Origin of the sequence: Pyxidicoccus trucidator, from assembly GCF_010894435.1 — a bacterium.
Taxonomy (GTDB): Bacteria; Myxococcota; Myxococcia; order Myxococcales; family Myxococcaceae; genus Myxococcus; species Myxococcus trucidator.
On the sequence record NZ_JAAIXZ010000002.1, the window covers coordinates 272,024 to 291,742 of the forward strand.

The window sequence follows — 19,719 nt, forward strand, 5'->3', positions numbered from 1 at the left end:
CATGCGCCACGTGCTCAAGTCCCTGGGCGTCGCCGCCGGCCTCGTGCTGGTGGTGGCGGCGTGTGGCATCAAGGGCTCGCCCAAGCCGCCTTTGCCGGCGCCCACTCCGTCCACGGAGACGCAGTCTCCCTCGGAGGAGCGCGCTCCCATCGAGCCCTCGGGGCCCATCATCTCCCCTGGCCAGGACGCGGGGACCGGCGTCCCGGACACCGTCGTTCCGGACACCGTCGTCCCCCCAGACACCGAGACACCGTGAACCACTTCACCTGGCGGAAGGGCGTGCTGCACGCGGAGGGCGTGCCGCTGACGGCCATCGCCGACGCGGCGGGGACGCCCACCTACGTGTACTCCTCCGCCACACTCACCCGGCACTTCCGGGTGGTGTCGGAGGCCTTCGGCGCCACGCCGCACCTCATCTGCTACTCGGTGAAGGCGAACTCGAACCTGTCCATCCTCCGGCTCTTCTCCGGGCTGGGTGGCGGCTTCGACATCGTCTCCGGCGGCGAGCTGGCCCGGGTGAAGCAGGCCGGCGGCGACGTGAGCAAGACGGTGTTCGCCGGCGTGGGCAAGACGCAGGAGGAGATGGAGGCGGCCCTGGCCGCGGGCATCCTCCTCTTCAACGTGGAGAGCGCGGAGGAGCTGGACGCGCTGGACGCAGTGGGCCGTCGCCTCGGAAAGCGCGCGCCCTTCGCGCTGCGCGTGAATCCGGACGTGGACGCGCGCACGCACCGCTACATCTCCACCGGGCTCAAGACGTCGAAGTTCGGCGTGCCCTTCGAGGAGGCGGTGGCCCTCTACACGCGCGCGAAGAAGCTGAAGGGCGTGCGGGCGGCCGGGCTGGACTGCCACATCGGCTCGCAGCTCACCCAGGCCTCGCCCATGCGCGCCGCCCTCACCAAGGTGGCGGGCCTGTACTCGGAGCTCAAGGCGAAGGGGCACCCGCTGGAGTACCTGGACGTGGGCGGCGGCCTGGGCATCACCTATACGGACGAGACGCCGCCGTCCCCCGAGGAGTACGCCCGCACGGTGCTGGCCGCGACGAAGGGCACCGGCGCGCACCTGCTGCTGGAGCCGGGCCGGGCGCTGGTGGGCAACGCCGGCGTGCTGCTCACCCGGGTGCTGTACCGGAAGAAGACGCCCGCGAAGCACTTCGTCGTGGTGGACGCGGGGATGAACGACCTCCTCCGCCCCGCCCTCTACGAGGCGCACCACGGCCTCCAGCCCCTGGTGAAGCGCCGGGGGAAGGCGGTGGAGGTGGATGTCGTGGGGCCGGTGTGTGAGTCCACGGACGTGCTGGCGAAGGCCCGCCCCCTGGTCCTCCCCCAGGCGGGCGAGCTGTACGCCTTCATGAGCGCCGGGGCCTACGGGATGAGCATGGCCTCGAACTACAACTCCCGGCCCCGCCCGGCGGAAGTCATGGTGGACGGGGATGCGTGGAGGGTTGTCCGCGAACGGGAGCGGATTGAGGATCTCTGGCGCGGCGAGCGGGCCTGAACATATAAGCGCCGACATGAAGACCTTCGAAGGCTCCATGACGGCGCTCGCCACCCCGTTTCGCGACGGGGCGTTCGACGAGCAGGCCTACCGGGCCCTGGTGCGCTACCAGATTGAGGGTGGCACCAGCGTCCTGATTCCCATGGGCACCACCGGTGAGTCGGTGACCATGACGTCCGACGAGCGCGCCCGCGCGGTGAAGGTCGCGGTGGAGGAGGCGAAAGGTCGCGTCGCGGTGGTGGGCGGTGGCGGCTCCAACAGCACCGCGGAGTCCATCGACAACGTGAAGCGCGTGCGCGAGGCGGGCGCGGACGGCACGCTCATCGTCACGCCGTACTACAACAAGCCCACGCAGGCGGGGCTGGTGGAGCACTTCCGCGCCATTGCCCGCGCGCACCCGGGCTTCCCGATTGTCGCCTACAACGTCCCGGGCCGCACCGGCGTGGACATGCTGCCGGAGACGGTGCAGCGCCTGTGTGACATCCCGGAGGTGGTGGCCATCAAGGAGGCCACCGGGAACATGTTCCGGGCGCTCGAAATCCTGGAGAAGTGCGGCGAGCGGATGACGCTCTTGTCCGGCGACGACTTCACCGTGCTGCCCTTCATGGCCTGCGGCGGCAAGGGCGTCATCTCCGTGTCCTCCAACGTGGCGCCGCGGATGATGGCGGACATCGTCGCCCTGGCTCGCGCGGGGGAGTTCGCGAAGGCGCGTGACGTCCAGGTGCGGATGAACGACCTGCACCGGCTGCTCTTCGTGGAGGCCAACCCCATTCCGGTGAAGTGGGCGCTCCACGTCATGGGCCTGTTCGGCCCGGAGCTGCGCCTGCCGCTGGTGCCGATGAGCGAGCCCGGCGCTTCCAAGCTGCGCGACGAGCTGCGCACGCTGGGGCTGCTCAAGGGTTAGACTGGAGCGCGGTACACATGATTCGCACCGTCATCACCGGCGTCACAGGTCGCATGGGCAGCACGCTGCTGCGCCTGGCGCGCGACGCGGAAGATTTGAAGGTGGTGGGCGCCACGGAGCGGCCGGGCAGCGCCGCCGTGGGGCTGGACGCGGGGCTCGCCGCGCGGCTGGGCGCGCTGGAGGTCCAGGTGGTGGACGACCTGGGCCGGGCGCTGGACGCGGCGAAGGCGGACGTCGTCGTCGACTTCACCAGCGCCGAGGTGAGCGTGGCCCACGCGAAGGCGTGCGCGGCGCGCGGCGTGGCGATGGTGGTGGGCTCCACCGGCTTCACGCCTGAGTCCACCGCGGCGCTGGCGGAGTGCGCGAAGGTCATCCCCGTGGTGGCCGCGCCCAACATGTCCGTGGGCGTCAACGTGGTGTTCCGCATGGCGGCGGAGCTGGCGCGGGTGCTGGGGCCGTCCTTCGACGTGGAGGTGCTGGAGGCGCACCACCGCATGAAGAAGGACGCGCCCAGCGGCACCGCGCTGCGGCTGGCGGAGGTGGTGGCCGGGGCGCTGGGGCGCTCGAAGGAGGACCTCACCTTCGCCCGCGAGGGCATGGTGGGCGCCCGTCCGGCCGGCGAGATTGGCGTGCAGACGCTGCGGGGCGGGGACGTGGTGGGCGAGCACACGGTGTACTTCTTCGGCGAGGGCGAGCGCGTCGAGCTCACCCACCGGGCCACCAGTCGGGATCAGTTCGGCCTGGGCGCGCTGCGGGCCGCGCGCTGGGTGGTGGGACGGGCGCCAGGGCTCTACGACATGGCCGACGTGCTCGGCTTCCAGAGGAACACATGACGACCGCGCGCTACTGCCGCTTCCTGCACGAGGGCCGTGCGCACCATGGCCGCGTGGAGGGCACCGAGGTGGTGGTGCTGTCCGCGGCGCCCTGGGCCGGCGGGAAGGACACGGGCCTGCGCCGCTCGCTGTCGTCCCTCACGCTGCTGGTGCCCTCGGACGCGTCCAAGGTGGTCTGCATCGGCCAGAACTACCGCAAGCACGCGGAGGAGATGGGCAAGCCCGTCCCGGCCGAGCCGCTCATCTTCATCAAGCCCTCCACCGCCCTCAACGGCATGGGCTCGCCCATCCGGATTCCGAAGGCGAGCCAGGAGGTGCACTACGAGGCGGAGCTGGCGCTCGTGATTGGCGAGCGCGTGCGCAACGCCGACGAGGCGACGGCCGCGCGTGCCATCTGGGGCCTCACCTGCTTCAACGACGTGACGGCGCGTGACATCCAGAAGCGCGAGATTCAGCACACCCGCGCCAAGGGCTACGACACCTTCGCCTGTGCGGGGCCCTGGGCGGTGACGGGCCTGTCCGCGGCGGACCTGCGGATTGTCTGCCGGGTGAACGGGCAGGTGCGCCAGGACAGCAGGACGTCCGACATGGTGTTCAGCCCCGCCCGCCTGGTGTCCTTCATCTCCCAGGGAATGACGCTGCTGCCCGGCGACATGGTGAGCACGGGGACGCCGTCCGGGGTGGGGAAGCTGGAGGCCGGGGATACGGTGGAGGTGGAGCTCGAGGGAATCGGGACCCTGGTCAACCCGGTTGAGATGGAGCCGTGAGCGACACCGTCTACGTGGGTTTGGGTTCCAATGAGGGAGACCGCGAGGCCCATCTCGTCGCGGCCCTGACCGCGCTGTCCCGCATCGATGCGGTGGCGGTGCTGAGCTGTTCCTCCCTCTTCGACAGCGCCCCCGTGGGCCCGCCGCAGCCGCGCTTCCTCAACGCCGTGGTGGCGCTGGAGTGCGGCCTGCCGCCCCAGCGGTTGCTGTGCATCATCCAGCAGATAGAGAAGGACCTGGGGCGCCGCCGCGAGGAGCGCTGGGGCCCGCGCACCATCGACCTGGACATCCTCTTCTGGGAGGGCCAGTTGGTGGCCGACCCGCACCTCCAGGTGCCGCATCTGGAGATGCACAAGCGCCGCTTCGTGCTCGAGCCGCTGGCCGAGCTGGCTCCGGACCTGAAGCACCCCGTTCTTGGCGTCACCGTGAAGGAGCTCCTCGGGAAACTCGCCCCGCAGGATGTCCGCAGGAGCGAGGCCACCTGGTGGCCCGAAGCGAGCTACTCGAGCACCGACACATGAACCTGTCCCTTGCCCTGGCCACCGCGGCGCTGCTGGCCGCCGAGCCCTCCAACCTCCCGCCCGGCCACCCGACGGTTCCTCCGGGGACCACGGCCTCGCCCGCCCGCCCGCCCGCCGGACAGGGGGCCGGCCAGCTGCCCGAGGGGCATCCCCCCATGGAGGCCGCGCCGACCGGGGCCGCTCCCACGGGTGAGCTGCCCGCGGGGCACCCGCCCATGTCCGGCACGGGCCGGGCGCCTCCTTCCGCGGATGAGCTGCTGAAGCAGCTCGACTCCACGGAGGGGCTGCGGGGCAAGGAGAAGACCTTCGAAATCGCCTCGTCGCTGGGGCGGCTCTACTACGTGAACGGCCGCAACGCGGACGCCGTCATCTACCTGCTGCAGGCGGAGGCGCGGGCGAAGCCGGCGCGCGAGCTGTTCCTGGCGCAGCGAAAGAAGCTGGGCAAGACGCCGGTGCCCTCGCCGGAGGCCGCGGGCTGTGGCTTCAAGCCGGGCATGGCGGTGGAGGACATGGCCACGGCGGCGCAGGAGCGCGCGAAGAAGGGCGACACCGCGGGCGCGGCGGCCTGCGCGCGCGTGGCGCTGACGCCAGTGCTGGACGTGGAGATGATGCGGGCCCACGCGCTCTTCCTCTCGGGCGACGCGGAGGGCGCGCTGGCCGCGTACGCCGGCGTGCTGGAGGTGGAGCCCACGCACGAGGAGGCCCTGTACTCGCGCTCGGCGCTGCTGTTCGAGACGAAGGGCGAGGACGTCGCGGCGCTGAAGCAGGCGCGCGCGGGCTTCGACGCGCTGGTGGCCGCGCATCCGGACACGGCGCGGGCGCAGATGGCGAAGCGGCTGAGCACCCTGGCGGAGGAGACGGTGAAGGCGGGCGGCCGGAAGAAGCTGCTCGCCTCGCGCGCGGAGGACCGGCGCATCCGGCTGTCCCAGGCCGCCAAGGCGCCGGCCGACGCGCCGCGCCCGCTGTCGCAGGAGGCCATCGACGCCGTGCAGAACACCGAGCGCACGCCGGAGCTGGAGCAGGGCCTGGCGAAGCTGGTGGACGAGGGCGAGGAGCACCTGGCGAAGGGCCGCTACCAGGAGGCGCTGGCCAACTACACGCGCGTGGTGCCCTTCCAGCCGGAGAATGGCCGCGCGAAGGCGGGCATGGCGTGGGCGCTGGTGGGCCTGGGCCGTCCCATGGCCGCGCGCGTGTGGAGCGTGGCCGTGCAGTCCGACCCGGCGGCGGTGGAGAAGCTGGGCGACACCCTGAAGACCAAGGGCGACGCGAAGGGCGCCAAGGCGCTCTGGGAGAGGCTCGCCGCGGACGCTCCGGAGTACCCCAACAAGGCGGCCCTGCAGGCCAAGCTGGGGCAGTAGGCTCCTGAGCGAGAGGGGCGGCGCTGGCCGTCGGCCCCTCCGCGCTGCCGTCAGACGAACTTCGCGGCCAGCAGGTCCTGCACGTCGAGCAGGCCCACGGCGTGGCCCTCGGCGTCCACCACGGGGAGCTGGTCCACCCGCAGCTCGCGCATCTGCGCGGTGGCGGTGAGCACCAGCGTCTCCGGCGTCACGCAGCGCGGGTGCTTCCCCATGACGTCGCGCACCGGCACCGTGAAGTCGGTGAGGCCGTCCTCCACGCGGCGGCGCAAATCGCCGTCGGTGAAGATGCCCACCAGCAGTCCGGCCTTGTCCACCACGCACGCGGCGCCCGGCCGGCCCGGCGTCTTCGTCATCACCCGCACCACCTGGGACAGGGGCGCGGTGTCCAGCACCAGCGGGTTGGCGGGGCCGCTGCGCATCAGCTCGAAGACGCGCTGCACGGAGCGCCCCAGCTTCCCGCCCGGGTGCAGGAGCGCGTAGTCCTCCGTGCCGAAGGGCCGCGAGCGCAGCACCGCCATGGCCAGCGCGTCCCCCAGCGCATGGAGCGCCGCGGTGGAGGCGGTGGGCACCAGCCCCATGGGGCACGCCTCTTCAATCGGGCCGATGTCCAGCACCAGCTCCGCGCCCCGCGCCAGCGGGCTCTCCGTGTCACCCGTGAGGGCGATGACGGGCGTGGCCATGCGCTTGAACGCGGGCAGCAGGCGCACCAGCTCCTCGGTGGAGCCGCTGTTCGACAGCGCGAGGATGACGTCCCCGCGCGCCACGCGGCCCAAATCCCCGTGCACGGCCTCGGCCGGGTGCAGGTACACGGAGCGGATGCCCGTGGAGGCCAGCGTGGCGGACAGCTTCTGGCCGATGTGGCCCGCCTTGCCCATGCCGGTGACGACCACCTGCCCGGTGCACTCGCGCACCAGGCGCACGGCGCTCAGGAAGGACTCCCCCAGGCGCTCCGTGACGTTGAGGATGGCGCGGGCCTCGGCCTCCAGCACGCCTCGCGCGTAGGCAAGCGTGGCCTCGGCGTCGGGAGCGGACGCGGGGGGCTGGGCAGGGCGGCCGGGGAGGGCGCGCAGGCGGGGCTTCTTGGCGGCGGAGCGAGGGGCGCGGGCCATGGTGTTGGCCAGAGCTTCTACCCTCCACCCCCCCACGGTGGCCACCCTTGACGCGTGGGGGGCCATCGGTTACGCGCCTGCTCGCCTGGGCTCTTCGAGCCCCGGGTACATCCACCTTCATTCAATCGCAGGTTCTTTCCCAGGAGAGGGGACGAGATGAAGTTCTTCATCGACACCGCTGACGTCGAGGAGATCCGCAAGGCCCACGCGATGGGCTGCGTGGACGGCGTGACTACCAACCCGTCGCTCCTGGCCAAGGTGGGGCGGCCCCTGGAGGAGACCATCCGGGAGATCTGCACCATCGTCGACGGCCCCATCAGCGCCGAGTGCGTCTCGCTGGAGGCGGACGAGCTGGTGAAGGAGGGCCGCACCCTGGCCAAGATTCACGACAACGTCGTCGTGAAGATTCCCATGGGCGTGGAGGGCATGAAGGCCGTCAAGGCGCTCACCGCCGAGGGCATCCGCACCAACGTCACCCTCTGCTTCTCCGCCAACCAGGCCCTGCTGTGCGCCAAGGCGGGGGCCACCTACGTGTCGCCCTTCGTCGGTCGCCTGGATGACATCTCGCAGGATGGCATGGAGCTCATCTCCACCATCATCGAGATCTACCAGAACTACGACTTCAACACGCAGGTGCTGGTCGCCAGCGTCCGCAACCCGGTGCACGTCCTCCAGGCCGCGCGCATGGGCGCGGATGTGGCCACGCTGCCCTACAGCGTCATCGCCCAGTTGGCCAACCACCCGCTGACCGATGCCGGCATCAAGAAGTTCCTGGCCGACTGGGAGAAGGTCCCCAAGGCGGCCAGGCCCCCGGCGGCGAAGTAGCCCGCCCGGCTCCCGGCCCGCCTCCGGCCTTCCCGTCCGGAGGCCGTCTCGCCGGGAGCCGTGTCTCCCCCCTGGCCCCAGGCCCCCGGCCCCCGGTAGGAAGGGGGCTGGAGCGGGCCCCCGGCCGACGGGGCTGTGGGAGCGACTCCTCCCTGCCCGGGCAAGCGCGTAGGACTGGCGATTCCGCGACGCGTCATGTATGCGTTGACTCCCGAGTCAACAAGCAGTCCGAGTCACGAGGAATCACATGGAATTCCAGCTCACCGACGCCCAGCGCGCCCTCCAGGAAGCGGCACGCAAGTACGCCCGCGAGGTGGTGCGCCCCAAGGCCGCGCACTACGACGAGACGGCCACCTTCCCCCGGGATTTGCTGACCACCGCCTGGGAGCTGGGCCTGCTGAACATGGCCATCCCCTCCGAGTACGGCGGCGTGGGCCTGTCCCACCTGGAGCAGGTCATCGTCGGCGAGGAGCTGAGCTGGGGCTGCGCCGGCGTGGCGACGTCCATCATCGCCAACGACCTGGCCAACCTGCCCATCATCCTCCACGGCACGGACGACCAGAAGAAGCGCCTGCTCTCGCACTTCGCGGAGCGGGTGAAGTTCGCGTCCTTCTGCCTCACGGAGCCCGAGGCCGGCAGCGACGTGGCCAACATGCAGACCACCGCGCGCCGGGACGGGGACTTCTACGTCCTCAACGGCGCCAAGTGCTTCATCACCAACGGCGGCCACGCCGAGCAGTACACGGTGTTCGCCACGCTGGACAAGGCGAAGAAGCACAAGGGCATCACCTGCTTCGTGGTGGAGGGCCGTCCCCAGGGCCTGTCCGTCAGCAAGCACGAGAACAAGATGGGCCAGCGCGCCAGCGACACCGTGTCGCTGACCTTCGAGGACGTGCGCGTCCCGGTGGCCAACCGCATCGGCGAGGAGGGCCAGGGCTTCGCCGTCGCCATGGCCACGCTGGACAACAGCCGTCCGCTCACCGCCATGTTCTCCGTGGGCATCGCCCGCGCCGCGCTCGAGTACTCCATGGAGTACGCCAGCCAGCGCCGGACGTTCGGCAAGCCCATCATCGAGCACCAGGCCATCCAGTTCATGATCGCCGAGATGGGCATGAACACCCACGCGGCGCGCATGCTCACCTACGAGAGCGCGTGGCTGCTGGACGAGGGCAAGCGCAACACCCTCCAGTCGAGCTACGCCAAGTGCTTCGCCGCCGACATGGCCATGAAGGTCGCCACCGACGCCGTGCAGGTCTACGGCGGCTACGGCTACATCAAGGACTACCCCGTGGAGAAGCTGATGCGCGACGCCAAGCTCATCCAGGTCTACGAGGGCACCAGCCAGGTCCAGCGGCTCGTCATCGCTCGCGAACTGTTCAAGTAGAAAAGCAGAACTGTGTCCGGCGGCCGTTTCCCATTGCCGCCGCGACACCCGGATGCCTATTAACCCAGACCGTTCGCGCGCCGCGTCAACCGGGCCCGCACGGACTGTTTTCCAGACCTCAGTCGTCTCCCCGTAAGGAGAAGCAACGCCGTGAAGATCCTCGTCACCGCCAAGCGCGTGGAAGACCCCGAGTCCAAGATCAAGGTCAAGCCGGATGGCTCGGGCATCGTTCAGGAGGGGCTCAAGTACAAGATCAACCCCTTTGACGAGATCGGCGTCGAAGAGGGCCTGCGCCTCGTCGCGAAGCACCAGGGCGAAGTCGTGGTGGTGTCCATCGGCGGCAAGGAGGTGCAGGAGCAGCTCCGGCACGCCCTGGCCATGGGCGCCCACCGCGCGGTGTGGGTGAACCACACCGGCCCGCTGGACCAGCTCGGCATCGCCGGCCTGCTCCAGAAGGTCGCGGAGAAGGAGAAGCCGGACATGGTCATCCTCGGCAAGCAGTCCATCGACGACGACCAGAACCAGGTGGGCCAGTACCTCGCCGAGTTCCTCGGCTGGGGCCAGGCGACCTTCGCCTCCAAGGTGGAGTCGCTGGAGAGCGAGCAGGAGAAGAACAAGGTGCCCGCGCTCGTCATCGGCGCCGACGGCAAGACGGTGCGCGTGATTCGCGAGGTCGACAACGGGCTGGCCACGCTGGAGTGCCAGCTGCCCGCCATCGTCACCACGGACCTGCGCCTCAACCAGCCGCGCTACGCCAGCCTCCCCGGCATCATGAAGGCCAAGAGCAAGCCCATCGAGGAGCTGACCCCGGACAAGCTGGGCGTGAATGTCACCCCGGCCATCCAGGTGCTGAAGATGTCGTCGCCCCCCGCGCGCAAGGCGGGCATCAAGGTCGCCGACGTGCCGGCCCTGGTGGAGAAGCTCCACAACGAGGCCAAGGTCGTCTGAGCGGCCCGTCCGCTCCCTCCCTTCGGAACGAACCTTTTAGAGACACGGAGTCACTCAGATGCCAATCGTTCTCATCATCGCCGAGCAGCAGCCGGACGGGAACCTCCGCAAGGCCACGTACAACGCCATTGGCGCGGGCAAGCAGCTGGCCGAGAAGGCCGGCGGCGAGCTGCACATCGCCCTGGTGGGCAAGGACCCCGCGAAGGCCGCGGACGAGCTCAAGGGCTATGGCGCCAAGGCCGTACACGTGGGCGCCGCCCCTGAGCTGGAGCACTACCTCGCCGAGACGTACGCCCCGGCGCTCGCCACCCTCGTGCAGGAGCTGAAGGCGGACTACGTGGGCATGGCCGCCACGGCGCAGAGCAAGGACCTGATGCCGCGCCTGGCCGCGCGTCTGCGCGCCGCCATGGCCACGGACGTCATGGGCTTCAACGGCAGCGGGGCCGACGTCACCTTCAGCCGCCCCATGTGGGCCGGCAACGTCTTCGCCGAGGTGAAGCTCACCACGCCGGTGAAGGCGTTCACCCTGCGCGCCACGGAGTTCCCCGCCGCCCAGGGTGGCCAGGGCGCCGCCGAGGTGAAGACCTTCACCCCGAAGGTGGAGGCCTCCAAGACGAAGTTCATCGACTTCAAGGAAGTGAAGAGCGCCCGCCCCGAGCTGACCGAGGCTCGCGTGGTGGTCTCCGGTGGCCGCGGCACCAAGGGCGACTTCAAGGAGATCGAGGCGCTGGCGGACGAGCTGGGCGCCGCGGTGGGCGCGTCCCGCGCGGTGTGCGACGCGGGCTGGGTGCCCAATGACTTGCAGGTCGGCCAGACGGGCAAGGTCGTGGCTCCGGCGCTCTACATCGCGGCCGGCATCAGCGGCGCCATCCAGCACCTGGCGGGCATGAAGAGCTCGAAGACCATCGTCGCCATCAACAAGGACCCCGAGGCCCCCATCTTCCAGGTGGCGGACTACGGAATCGTGGCGGACCTCTTCAAGGTGCTGCCCGAGCTGCGCGCGGAGCTGGGCAAGCTGAAGTAGCACCCGGGATTCCGTTGCAGGCCCGAGGGGCGACGTGGGGACACTCCCCGCGCCGCCCCTTCGCCGTTCCAGGGGCCGGTGCGAGGTGGACTACAGCTCGATGTCGCTCTCGCCCTCGCGCTCGTCCCCGTCGGCGGGCTCCGCCGTGTCGCGGCCGGGGGGCTCGGCCCCGAAGGGCGGCTCCGGAGGGACGGGGGGCTTGGGCGAGGGTAGCGGCGCCCGGTCCTCGTCGTCGGGCTCCTCCAGCTCCGGCTCGGGGGCGTCCTCCCGCAGGTCGATGAGGGAGCCGTCCTCCAGCTCCACGGTGAGGGTGCGGTACTTCCACTCGGCGCCGTCCTCCTGCTGTGACGCGTCCACGCGCAGGAGTGCGTCCGCCTCGGGCCCGTCGAGCGGAATGGTGAAGCGGGCGTCGGTGCGGCCGTTGTTCGAGCTCACCGAGGACTGCTTGGGCAGGCCGGTGTCGATGGGGGTGCCCAGCGCACGTCGCACCTCCGCGTCCGACGTGGCGATGGCCACCGCCTCCGTATAGGCGCCCAGCTTGCTGAGGGAGGAGAAGCCCACGCCCACGAGGATTGCGCCCAGGCAGCCACACGAGGCCACGAGGCCCAGGCAGCCTCCCACCGGCACGAACCACTTCCAGTTCCGACTCCACCAGCCCCGCTGAGGCACCAGGTTACCCTCGGGCACCGTGTCCATGGATGTGTCCTTCCTCCGCGCCCCCGTGGCAGGCGGGCACGGCCCACTCATACCGGGACCCAGCGGGGCGCGATAGAACCCGGACGGGCTGGCGGACAGAGTGGCGTCCCGGTGACTTTCGGCGGGCGGGGCGGGGTTTGGTATGTCGTGGGCAGGTGCCATGCCGCCGCGGAAGACTCCCTCCACCCAGGTACTGCTGGACGTGCTGGACGCGCTGCCTCCCGGGCAGCGGCTGTGGGTCCATGGCGCGGGGCACGGCCTCTACCCCCTGCTGGGGCGCGGCGACGCGGTGCAGGTGCTGCGCTGCGGGCCCGGAGCGCTGGGACGGGGGGACGTGGCGCTGATGCGGCAGGGCCGCAAGCTGGTGGCGCACGTGGTGGTGTCCACGCGGCCGTGGTTGACGGCCTCGCTGCTGGGGGGCACGGACCCGCCGGGCGGAGTGACGCTGGGGCGGGTGGTGGCGGTGCGGCGGGGGCCGTGGGTGATTCCGCTGCCCCGGCCCTTCCGGCCGGCGCTGTGGGTGGCGCGCCAGGCGATGGCGGCGGCGTGGGCCCGGCCCGAGAGCCGGTTAGTCTACCGGGGCGTGCGGGACTTCTTCTTCTCCGGCTGGTCCAGACCCTTGCGGCAGCGGCTCGTGGGGCCGCTGGAGGTGCGGCTGCTGCGGGCCGATGACCTGGACGCGCTGCTCGTCTTCGCGGGGGAGCGGCTGGTGGTGTCCCCCGGCTTCCTGCGCCGCCAGCTCCGGGAGCGGTGGGGCCTGGACGCATCCTCCCGCCGAGGTGCCGCCGCGGGCGCCTTCGACGGGCAGGGCCGTCTGCAGGGCTTCGCCTGGGTGGACTCGTACCGGCAGGAGGCGCTCCCGCTGGACGGCGTCTGGGTGCGCTCGCTGGTGGTGGCGCCGCAGGCCCGGCGGATGAAGGTGGCCACCCGGCTGCTGGGCTGCCTGGTGGACGAGGCGCGGAGCCAGGGCGAGGCGCGCGTCTACGCCGACATCGACGACGACAACGCCGCCTCGCTGCGCACCTTCGGCGGGGCGGGCTTCCGGCGCGCTGCTCCGGAGCTGACCCGGCGCACCAACGAGGCGTGGGACGCGGCGGGCCGGACCAAGGCGCTGGTCGTCCTGGAGCGCGACCTGGAGCCCTGACCCGGGGTGCGGTTGCGTTGCGCGCCGACCTGAGACAGAAGCACGGGCCTCGTGAGCACCTCGACCCCCGACATCCTCAGTGGTGGCCCGCCCCGTGCGGAGCGCGTGCAGCGGCTCCAGGCGGATGGTGCGCTGGCGCTCATCACCCTCTTCTGGGGCGTCACCTTCGTGGTGGTGAAGGGCGCGCTGGGGCACGCGGACCCGTTCTCGTTCCTCACGCTGCGCTTCACCTTGGGCGCGGTGGTGCTGAGCGTGCTGGCGGGGCGGCAGGTGCTGAGCCCCGTGAATCTGCGGCGTGGCGGGGTGCTGGCCTGCTTCCTCTTCGTGGGCTTCGCACTGCAGACGGTGGGGCTCACGGACACCACGCCCTCGCGCTCGGCGTTCATCACCGGGATGAGCGTGGTGTTCGTCCCGTTGCTGTCGCTGGTGCTCTTCAAGCGGGTGCCCAGGCCCACGTCGCTGCTGGGCGTGGTGCTGGCGGCGGTGGGGCTCTACTTCCTCACTCGGCCGGACGCGGGCGGGGAGGGCGGAGGGCTGGCGCAGGGGGACGTGCTGACGCTGGGCTGCGCGGTGGCCTATGCGTTCCACATCACCTTCACGGAGCGGTACGCGCCGAAGGAGGGAGTGATGGGGCTGGTGGCCGTGCAGCTCTGGGGCGTGGCGCTGATGTCGGCGGTGTGTCTGCCCTTCGTGACGCGGCGGGTGGAGTGGAATCCGTCCCTCCTGGGAGCGGTGCTCGTCTGTGGCGTGCTCGCCAGCGCGGTGGCCATCAGCGTGCAGACGTGGGGGCAGGCGCGCACGACGGCGGTGCGGGCGGCGGTCATCTACTCCATGGAGCCGGTGTTCGCCGCGGCCTACTCGGTGGCGCTGGGCTACGAGGTGCTGGGCGCGCGGGAGTGGATGGGGGGCGGCCTCATCCTCCTGGGCGTGCTGGTGTCCGACGTGGGCGCCGCGGCCTGGGGCTGGTGGCGGGCGCGGACCGCGTAGCGGTAGGCGCGGGTGGGCCTGCCCAGCGACCGGGCGGACGGAGCGGAGAAGTGGGGAGGGCCACTGGCACCGGGACGCGCTATATCCGGGCCCTTCCCATGAGTGTGGAGCTGCGGCGAAACGGGATGCACCTGACGGGCACCCCCCTGTCCCTGGATGCGAAGCGGAAGTCTCCGCTGTGCTTCGTCAGCCATGGCCACTCGGACCACATCGCCCGGCATGAGCGCACCATCGCCACGGCGGCCACGCTGCGCTTCATGACGCACCGGCTGGGGCCCGTGAATGCGCCGCTCTCGGTGCCCTATGGGCAGCCCTTCGACCTGGGGCCGCTGGTGCTGGAGCTGCTGCCGGCGGGCCACATCCTGGGCAGCGCGCAGCTCCGCGTCATCCGCGCGGATGGGAAGCGCATCGTCTACACCGGCGACCTGAACGTGGCGCCGTCGCTCACCGCCGAGGCGACGGTGGTGGCCGAGTGCGACACGCTCGTCATCGAGTCCACCTTCGGCCACCCGCGCTACCGCTTCCCGCCCCGCGCGGAGGTGCTGGGACAGGTGGAGGCGTGGGTGCGCAAGCAGCTCGAGCGCGGCGCGGTGCCGGTGCTGCTCGGCTACCCGCTGGGAAAGAGCCAGGAGGCGATGAAGTTCCTCGCTGGCCGTGGCTTCCCGCTGGTGGCGCACGCCTCCATCCACGAGGTGGCGCAGCTCTACGCGGAGCTGGGCGTGCCGATTGAGAACCTGCGCCGCTACGACGGCAAGGTGGAGCCGGGCGAGGTGCTCTTCATCCCGCCACACCAGGCGCGGGGTGGGGCGCTGGCGCCACTGTGGCCGAGGGCCACGGCGGTGCTGACGGGCTGGGCGGTGGACCCGGGGGCGGCGCGGCGCTACGGCGCGGACGTGGCCTTCCCGCTGTCGGACCACGCGGACTTCCCCTCGCTGGTGTCCTACGCGAAGTCCACGGGCGCGAGAGAGGTGATTACCTGCCACGGCTTCGCGGAAGAGCTGGCGCAGGCCCTGCGCGACGCCGGCCTGGACGCGCGGCCGCTGGGCGGGAAGCCGCAGCAGCTCACCCTGCTCTGACAGGGGCGGCGCGGCGGGTTAGAAGGAGGGCCATGGCCCGTACTCCGCAGCTCGCCGGCCGCGCCGTGCGCGTCCTCGTGTGTACCGAGCGCAAGTCCTTCGTCACCCGGGAGCTGCCCGAGGCGAAGGTGTCCTTCGAGGGACTCGAAGGGGACCGGCACGCGGGGCTGACGCGGCCGGCGGACGTGCGCACGCCGTGGTTCCCCAAGGGCACGCCCATCCGCAACACGCGGCAGCTGTCGCTGGTGTCGAGCGAGGAGCTGGCCCAGGTGGCGGATGCGCTGGGCGTTCCAAAGGTGCTGGCGGCGTGGCTGGGCGCCAACCTGGAGCTCGCCGGAGTGCCGAAGCTGACGCACCTGCCGCCGGGGACGCGGCTGTTCTTCCCCGGGGACGCGGTGCTTGCGGTGGAAGGGGAGAACGAGCCCTGCACCGGCCCGGGGCGCGTCATCGAGGCGCACCACCCGGACAGGGAGAAGCTGGCGAGCCGCTTCGTGAAGGCTGCGTGGCAGCGACGCGGCCTGGTGGCCTGGGTGGAGCGGCCGGGAGTCCTCCGCGCCGGGGACGAGGTGCGGGTGATGCTGCCGAAGCCGGTGACGTACGTGCTGCCGACGTAGCCCGCGCGCGGGAAGGCGAAGGCGTGCTGGCGGCGGTACTCCAGGCGAGGTGGGCGCTCCCCTCCTCGCGGTTCAACGCGGCACGTACTCCACCTGGAAGGGGGCGGAACTCATGACGCGAATTCTCGTGGCAACGGTCCTCCTTTCCCTGTCGGTGGTGTGGGCCGGCTGCGCGACGACGCATGACGGCTCGGGCGGCACGGTGTGGGTGGGCAAAGGCCTGCCCGCTGGCATGGACGAGTCCGCGCTGGAGCAGGCCGCGAGTGCGGAGGCGGCGCGAGCGGCGGCCCAGGTATGGGCCGTGGCCGGTGACGTGCACGAGGTGGGCGCGCGCCTGGCGTTTACGTTCTGGGTGGAGCGTGGTGCGCTGACGTTGGTGGCGTACGAGGCCTCCGGACGGGAAGGCCCAGCGGGCCGGCCGGTGGACTCGGACACCGCCTTCGATTCGCTGCGGACCGTCTTCGAGGCGTATGCGAAGCAGCGCACGGGCGAGGTGCGGCTGGCGCTGCGGCGGCAGGAGTCGGGCTGGGCCGTGGACTATGAATCGGGCTCCCACGCCCAGCGCCCGCTGGAAGCGAAGAGCCTCCCGGTGCGCTGGGAGGGCACACTGGCTCCCACCCGCGAGGCGCAGACGGAGGGGCTGGCCAGGCTGCTGCGCGCGGTGTCCGTCCCCGCCGGTGGCGCGGCCCGGGTGGAGGTGGAGGCGAGGCTGGAAGATGGGCGTGTGGAGGGCTGGGAGCTGAAGGGCTACCAGGTGACGCGGCCGGGGGCCAGAGACGAGCCCCGGGCGGTGTCGGAGACGGTGCATGCCGAGGCGGTGAAGGTGCTGCTGCCCTTCATGGAGGGCCTGGGGCCGCGCGCGGTGCGACTGGAGCTGGTGCTGGTGCACCGCGAGGACGCGGTGCGGGCAGGCGGGTGGGTCGAGGGAGCGCGAGTGGTCCGCGCCTCTCCGCCGGACGGACTCGACGCCGATGCCGTCGCTGAGTACCGGGCGCTGCACGAGGACATCCTGCGGCGCTGGCGCGAGGGCGTGCACGAGGGCTTCGCGTGGTTGGCACAGCGGGGCGTGGAGGAACTGGCCCTCTGGTACGTGGGAGGCGTGCTCGCGAAGGGGGCGGGGTTCCTCGCGGTGCGAGGCGGCGGCATCGTCCTGAAGGCGCTGCGTCAGGGCAAGGAGGCCGCGGCGGGCTGGCTGCGCACGATGCTGACGCGGCTGTCGGGCGGGGAGAAGCGGACCTTCGAGCGGCTGTGGGCGAAGGCGCAGCTCGAAGGGGAGAAGGCCCTGAGCGGGGGGGAGCGGCAGGAACTACGAGCGCTGATGGCGCGCATCGAGGGCCTCGCCAGTACGCCGTTGACCACGGACGAAAAGAACGTGCTCCGGGGGCAGGCACGCCAGTTCTACAAGTCGCAGAATCGTCACCTCATCTCCGTCATGGATTCCCGTCCGGAAGATTGGCCGGTCCACCATCGACGCCCCCTGCAGTACGCCCACCTCTTCCCGGCCGAGGACATCAACGCGGCAAAGAATCTGGCGATGGTCGAGGTGTCAGTCCACCGGCGTATCAGCAGCCTCTGGGACCGGTTCCGGCAGGCTCGCCCCCAGGCAACGGCCGATGATGTGCTCAGGACCGCCGACATCATTGATGGTCGATTCCAGCCTTGGTACCACCAGGTCGTTCCAGCACCGCCGTCGGCCAAGGCAGTTGAAGCCGCGGAGAAAGCTGCGCTCGACGCCCTGAAAAGACTCTTTCCGGGCATCGAGTAGCGGAGGCCGAACTCATGGATGAAGTGGGCCTGCCTGGCCTTGATCGACTGCTCGACGTGTGCGGAAGACTCGGGCTTCGAGTGGTCACCCAACCCCCGGGGCGCCATCCGCCGGAGCCATTCACTCGAATCGCGGGTACCTCTTTGGACCCCCTTCTCGCCAGCTTCTATTCCAGGGTGGGGAGGGGAGTTTTTGCCGCGGATGTCGATGGACTCGTCATCTTCGACATGAACGACGAGGTCAATGCGCTGGAAGAGCAGAACAGGGCCATGAGGGAGAGCTGGCAGAAAGCCTTGTTCTCGTCGTTTTTCGTCTTCGGGGGCGAGCCGTTCCTGGCCCACTACTACGCCACCGTTCCAGAACTGGCGGATGACCAGGGCCGACAGCCCGTCGTGTGGGTCGACACCTACGAGCAGGGCTACGCGCTGCCGGTCGCCTCCACCGTGGACCGCCTCTTCGACACCTACTCGCGCTACCTGGAAGAACTGGTGGCCCACGAGGACTTCAAGGCGGACGGGGCGGCGGCGCTGCGGTTCCAGTGGCGCATGCCCCACCTGCTGGCCCGCGACGAACGCCTCGTCCAGCTCATCCGCGAGGGGCGCTTCGACACCTGGCTCCCAGGGCAAGAGGGCCGGGACTGGGCCGCGAAGGTCATCGCCGCCCGCGAACGCCTCGTCTGACCTCCAGAAACACCTCGGGGCCGCCAGGCCCGGGAAGACTCCCGGACCCGAGCGGCCCCGCGGGCCTGCACCGTCACCGGGACTTCAGACGTCCGGCGACTGGACGATGAGCTTCTCCTTGCCGCACACGTCGCAGCGCACGTGGACGAAGAGGTCGTCGTCGCTGTCCTCGGGCACCTCGCCCTCGGGAACGCCGAGCTCCGCCTTCGCCAGCGCCGGCACCTTCGCGGGGATGTCCTGCGCCTTCAGCGCCTGGACGTACGTCATCTCCCGCTCATGGCACTCGCGCGTCTCCGGGCCGTTCAGCCACCCCGGCTCCATGCCCTCCGGCAGCCGGCTGATGAGCTCCAGGTTGGACATGGACTCGGCCAGGTACGCCAGCCGGCGCAGCCGCGCCTCTTCCGGCAGCGCGGCGAACACCTGGAAGCCCTCGAACAGGGCGTTGCGGTCCTCGCCCGTGGCCGCCTGCGCCAGCTCCATCGCCGCGTCGCTCGACTCCAGCGCCTCGTCCCAGTTGTTCTCCGGGTTGAAGCCCGCCTCCAGCAGCGACGTGTAGAGCTGCGTGGCCGCCAGCCGGCGCCGCGCCTCCTGCAGGTGCTCCACCACGTCGTGCGTCAGCCGCAGCTCCAGCAGCGCGCCCGTGGTGCGGGGGTCGATGGAGCCCGTCAGGTCATCCACCTGCACCTCCTCCTGGAGGGCGGCCTTCAGCACCTGCGCCGCGGAGAAGCGCGCCAGCGGCACCACGCCCACCTCGCGCAGGTACATGGCGGCCACGGCGGCGTCCTTCGCCCCCATGCGCAGCGCCTTCTGCGCCCGCTCCACCACGGACGGGTCCGCCGACGGCTTCTTGTTCTCCAGCCGCGTCTTCACCGCCTCGCGGTACAGCGTCTCCAGCTGGCTGCCCGGAGGCAGCCGCTGCGGGAGCAGCGGGCGCAGGCCCGGCACGTCCAGCACCCACACCGGAGGCATGGCCAGGCGCTTCAGCGCCCGGAAGAAGAGCGAGCCCGGCGGGTCCTGCGGGCGGAACGGCGGCAGTTCCTCGCCCGCCGGCTCCCCCTGCATGACCGCCGCGGCCTGGGCGCCCAGCGCCTTCTCGCGCTGCTCACGGGTGAACGCGGTGATGCCCTGGGCCGGGGGCGGGGGGGGCGGAGGGGCCTCCTCGCCGTCCAGACCGACGACCCGGTCCATGTCCACGTCGTCCATCTCGACGTCGTCCAGCCCCTTGGCGCCCGTGAAGTCGCAGCGCAGGAGCTTCAGCTTCTCGAATGTCGCTCCTTCGAGGTTGGCCCCCCGGAAGTCGCAGTCCTGGAGCCGGCCGCCATGGAAGTAGGCGTTGGACAGGTCCGCGTCCCGGAAGTTGACCTTGGAGAGGTCACACCGCTCCCACTCGGAGCCGATGAGGCCGAGGCCTGACAGGTCCGTGTTGGCGGAGAAAAGTTGGGTAAAGGTAGCGCCGGTATGGTCGGTTGAGACCTGACCGGACTTGCGCATCCGGTTCCATTCCGCCGAACCACTCTGAAGAAGCTTCTCGATACTCGGGGCTTTCGCCATGGACCGGGGATTATTCGTATGGTCTGGTCCGCACGCCAG

General features: G+C 70.9%; 20 protein-coding genes. 17 read left to right on the forward strand and 3 right to left on the reverse strand.

The annotated features are described in order from the left end of the window. Position 1 precedes the first annotated feature (1 nt). From G4D85_RS07730 to G4D85_RS07760, 7 genes are read left to right on the forward strand one after another with little or no spacing between them, the layout of a single operon-like run. Positions 2-256, forward strand: a complete 255-nt coding sequence (locus tag G4D85_RS07730) for a hypothetical protein (RefSeq protein ID WP_164009576.1) — start codon at positions 2-4, stop codon at positions 254-256. Then, a complete protein-coding gene (gene lysA / locus G4D85_RS07735; RefSeq protein WP_164009578.1) occupies positions 253-1,494 on the forward strand; it encodes a diaminopimelate decarboxylase in 1,242 nt (413 codons plus the stop codon). The genes G4D85_RS07730 and lysA overlap by 4 nt, the downstream gene beginning before the upstream one ends. 16 nt (positions 1,495-1,510) lie before the next feature. Continuing rightward, the gene (dapA, locus tag G4D85_RS07740; RefSeq protein WP_164009580.1) at positions 1,511-2,398 is read left to right on the forward strand and encodes a 4-hydroxy-tetrahydrodipicolinate synthase; all 888 of its coding nucleotides are present in this window, start codon (positions 1,511-1,513) and stop codon (positions 2,396-2,398) included. Positions 2,399-2,415: 17 nt separating this feature from the next. After that, the gene (gene dapB / locus G4D85_RS07745; protein WP_164009582.1) at positions 2,416-3,231 is read left to right on the forward strand and encodes a 4-hydroxy-tetrahydrodipicolinate reductase; all 816 of its coding nucleotides are present in this window, start codon (positions 2,416-2,418) and stop codon (positions 3,229-3,231) included. Next, positions 3,228-3,998, forward strand: coding sequence for a fumarylacetoacetate hydrolase family protein (locus G4D85_RS07750; protein ID WP_164009584.1), 771 nt, complete (start codon positions 3,228-3,230; stop codon positions 3,996-3,998). Before dapB ends, G4D85_RS07750 begins: the two co-directional genes overlap by 4 nt. Beyond that, positions 3,995-4,519 (forward strand): 2-amino-4-hydroxy-6-hydroxymethyldihydropteridine diphosphokinase, encoded by a 525-nt coding sequence (folK, locus tag G4D85_RS07755; RefSeq protein ID WP_164009586.1) that lies wholly within the window; start codon positions 3,995-3,997, stop codon positions 4,517-4,519. The genes G4D85_RS07750 and folK overlap by 4 nt, the downstream gene beginning before the upstream one ends. Continuing rightward, a complete protein-coding gene (locus G4D85_RS07760; protein WP_164009588.1) occupies positions 4,516-5,877 on the forward strand; it encodes a tetratricopeptide repeat protein in 1,362 nt (453 codons plus the stop codon). Before folK ends, G4D85_RS07760 begins: the two co-directional genes overlap by 4 nt. Before the next feature lie 50 nt (positions 5,878-5,927). Here the strand turns inward: G4D85_RS07760 and G4D85_RS07765 are convergent, their stop codons facing one another. Beyond that, positions 5,928-6,986 (reverse strand): KpsF/GutQ family sugar-phosphate isomerase, encoded by a 1,059-nt coding sequence (locus G4D85_RS07765; protein WP_164009590.1) that lies wholly within the window; start codon positions 6,984-6,986, stop codon positions 5,928-5,930. Positions 6,987-7,142: 156 nt separating this feature from the next. On the opposite strand from G4D85_RS07765, the gene fsa reads away from it, so the two are divergent. The 4 genes from fsa (at position 7,143) to G4D85_RS07785 (ending at position 11,167) form a co-directional block, all read left to right on the forward strand. Continuing rightward, on the forward strand, positions 7,143-7,811 hold the full coding sequence (gene fsa, locus G4D85_RS07770; protein WP_164009591.1) for a fructose-6-phosphate aldolase: 669 nt from the start codon (positions 7,143-7,145) through the stop codon (positions 7,809-7,811). A 247-nt stretch (positions 7,812-8,058) separates the two neighbouring features. Beyond that, positions 8,059-9,195, forward strand: a complete 1,137-nt coding sequence (locus G4D85_RS07775; protein ID WP_164009593.1) for an acyl-CoA dehydrogenase family protein — start codon at positions 8,059-8,061, stop codon at positions 9,193-9,195. 150 nt (positions 9,196-9,345) lie between these two features. Continuing rightward, positions 9,346-10,143, forward strand: a complete 798-nt coding sequence (locus tag G4D85_RS07780) for an electron transfer flavoprotein subunit beta/FixA family protein (RefSeq protein ID WP_164009595.1) — start codon at positions 9,346-9,348, stop codon at positions 10,141-10,143. Between the two features lie 58 nt (positions 10,144-10,201). Next, positions 10,202-11,167, forward strand: a complete 966-nt coding sequence (locus tag G4D85_RS07785; RefSeq protein ID WP_164009597.1) for an electron transfer flavoprotein subunit alpha/FixB family protein — start codon at positions 10,202-10,204, stop codon at positions 11,165-11,167. Between the two features lie 90 nt (positions 11,168-11,257). Here G4D85_RS07785 and G4D85_RS07790 read toward each other — a convergent pair whose 3' ends face one another. After that, entirely contained in the window at positions 11,258-11,863 is a 606-nt protein-coding gene (locus tag G4D85_RS07790) for a cytochrome c oxidase assembly factor Coa1 family protein (protein WP_164009599.1), read from the reverse strand. 160 nt (positions 11,864-12,023) lie between these two features. Between G4D85_RS07790 and G4D85_RS07795 the strand changes: the two genes are divergently transcribed. From G4D85_RS07795 to G4D85_RS07820, 6 genes are all read left to right on the forward strand, one after another. Further along, the gene (locus tag G4D85_RS07795; RefSeq protein ID WP_164009601.1) at positions 12,024-13,007 is read left to right on the forward strand and encodes a GNAT family N-acetyltransferase; all 984 of its coding nucleotides are present in this window, start codon (positions 12,024-12,026) and stop codon (positions 13,005-13,007) included. A 51-nt stretch (positions 13,008-13,058) separates the two neighbouring features. Next, complete coding sequence (locus G4D85_RS07800) at positions 13,059-13,994, forward strand: DMT family transporter (RefSeq protein ID WP_164009603.1); 936 nt, start codon at positions 13,059-13,061, stop codon at positions 13,992-13,994. A gap of 98 nt (positions 13,995-14,092) precedes the next feature. Next, positions 14,093-15,070: an MBL fold metallo-hydrolase gene (locus G4D85_RS07805; protein WP_164009604.1), complete on the forward strand. Its 978-nt coding sequence runs from the start codon at positions 14,093-14,095 to the stop codon at positions 15,068-15,070. A gap of 32 nt (positions 15,071-15,102) precedes the next feature. Then, the gene (locus G4D85_RS07810; RefSeq protein ID WP_164009606.1) at positions 15,103-15,684 is read left to right on the forward strand and encodes an MOSC domain-containing protein; all 582 of its coding nucleotides are present in this window, start codon (positions 15,103-15,105) and stop codon (positions 15,682-15,684) included. Between the two features lie 112 nt (positions 15,685-15,796). After that, complete coding sequence (locus G4D85_RS07815) at positions 15,797-17,449, forward strand: hypothetical protein (RefSeq protein ID WP_164009608.1); 1,653 nt, start codon at positions 15,797-15,799, stop codon at positions 17,447-17,449. A gap of 293 nt (positions 17,450-17,742) precedes the next feature. Next, positions 17,743-18,129: a hypothetical protein gene (locus G4D85_RS07820; protein WP_205525462.1), complete on the forward strand. Its 387-nt coding sequence runs from the start codon at positions 17,743-17,745 to the stop codon at positions 18,127-18,129. 84 nt (positions 18,130-18,213) lie between these two features. Here G4D85_RS07820 and G4D85_RS07825 read toward each other — a convergent pair whose 3' ends face one another. Beyond that, positions 18,214-19,680, reverse strand: a complete 1,467-nt coding sequence (locus tag G4D85_RS07825) for a pentapeptide repeat-containing protein (RefSeq protein WP_205525463.1) — start codon at positions 19,678-19,680, stop codon at positions 18,214-18,216. Positions 19,681-19,719 lie beyond the last annotated feature (39 nt).

Excerpts from the sequence above, each read along its gene's own strand:
- G4D85_RS07730 (WP_164009576.1), top strand. The coding sequence starts at position 2 with ATGCGCCACGTGCTCAAGTCCCTGGGCGTCGCCGCCGGCCTCGTGCTG.
- dapA (WP_164009580.1), top strand. The coding sequence starts at position 1,511 with ATGAAGACCTTCGAAGGCTCCATGACGGCGCTCGCCACCCCGTTTCGC.
- dapB (WP_164009582.1), top strand. The coding sequence starts at position 2,416 with ATGATTCGCACCGTCATCACCGGCGTCACAGGTCGCATGGGCAGCACG.
- G4D85_RS07750 (WP_164009584.1), top strand. The coding sequence starts at position 3,228 with ATGACGACCGCGCGCTACTGCCGCTTCCTGCACGAGGGCCGTGCGCAC.
- G4D85_RS07760 (WP_164009588.1), top strand. The coding sequence starts at position 4,516 with ATGAACCTGTCCCTTGCCCTGGCCACCGCGGCGCTGCTGGCCGCCGAG.
- G4D85_RS07765 (WP_164009590.1), bottom strand. The coding sequence starts at position 6,986 with ATGGCCCGCGCCCCTCGCTCCGCCGCCAAGAAGCCCCGCCTGCGCGCC.
- fsa (WP_164009591.1), top strand. The coding sequence starts at position 7,143 with ATGAAGTTCTTCATCGACACCGCTGACGTCGAGGAGATCCGCAAGGCC.
- G4D85_RS07775 (WP_164009593.1), top strand. The coding sequence starts at position 8,059 with ATGGAATTCCAGCTCACCGACGCCCAGCGCGCCCTCCAGGAAGCGGCA.
- G4D85_RS07785 (WP_164009597.1), top strand. The coding sequence starts at position 10,202 with ATGCCAATCGTTCTCATCATCGCCGAGCAGCAGCCGGACGGGAACCTC.
- G4D85_RS07790 (WP_164009599.1), bottom strand. The coding sequence starts at position 11,863 with ATGGACACGGTGCCCGAGGGTAACCTGGTGCCTCAGCGGGGCTGGTGG.
- G4D85_RS07795 (WP_164009601.1), top strand. The coding sequence starts at position 12,024 with ATGCCGCCGCGGAAGACTCCCTCCACCCAGGTACTGCTGGACGTGCTG.
- G4D85_RS07805 (WP_164009604.1), top strand. The coding sequence starts at position 14,093 with ATGAGTGTGGAGCTGCGGCGAAACGGGATGCACCTGACGGGCACCCCC.
- G4D85_RS07810 (WP_164009606.1), top strand. The coding sequence starts at position 15,103 with ATGGCCCGTACTCCGCAGCTCGCCGGCCGCGCCGTGCGCGTCCTCGTG.
- G4D85_RS07815 (WP_164009608.1), top strand. The coding sequence starts at position 15,797 with ATGACGCGAATTCTCGTGGCAACGGTCCTCCTTTCCCTGTCGGTGGTG.
- G4D85_RS07825 (WP_205525463.1), bottom strand. The coding sequence starts at position 19,680 with ATGGCGAAAGCCCCGAGTATCGAGAAGCTTCTTCAGAGTGGTTCGGCG.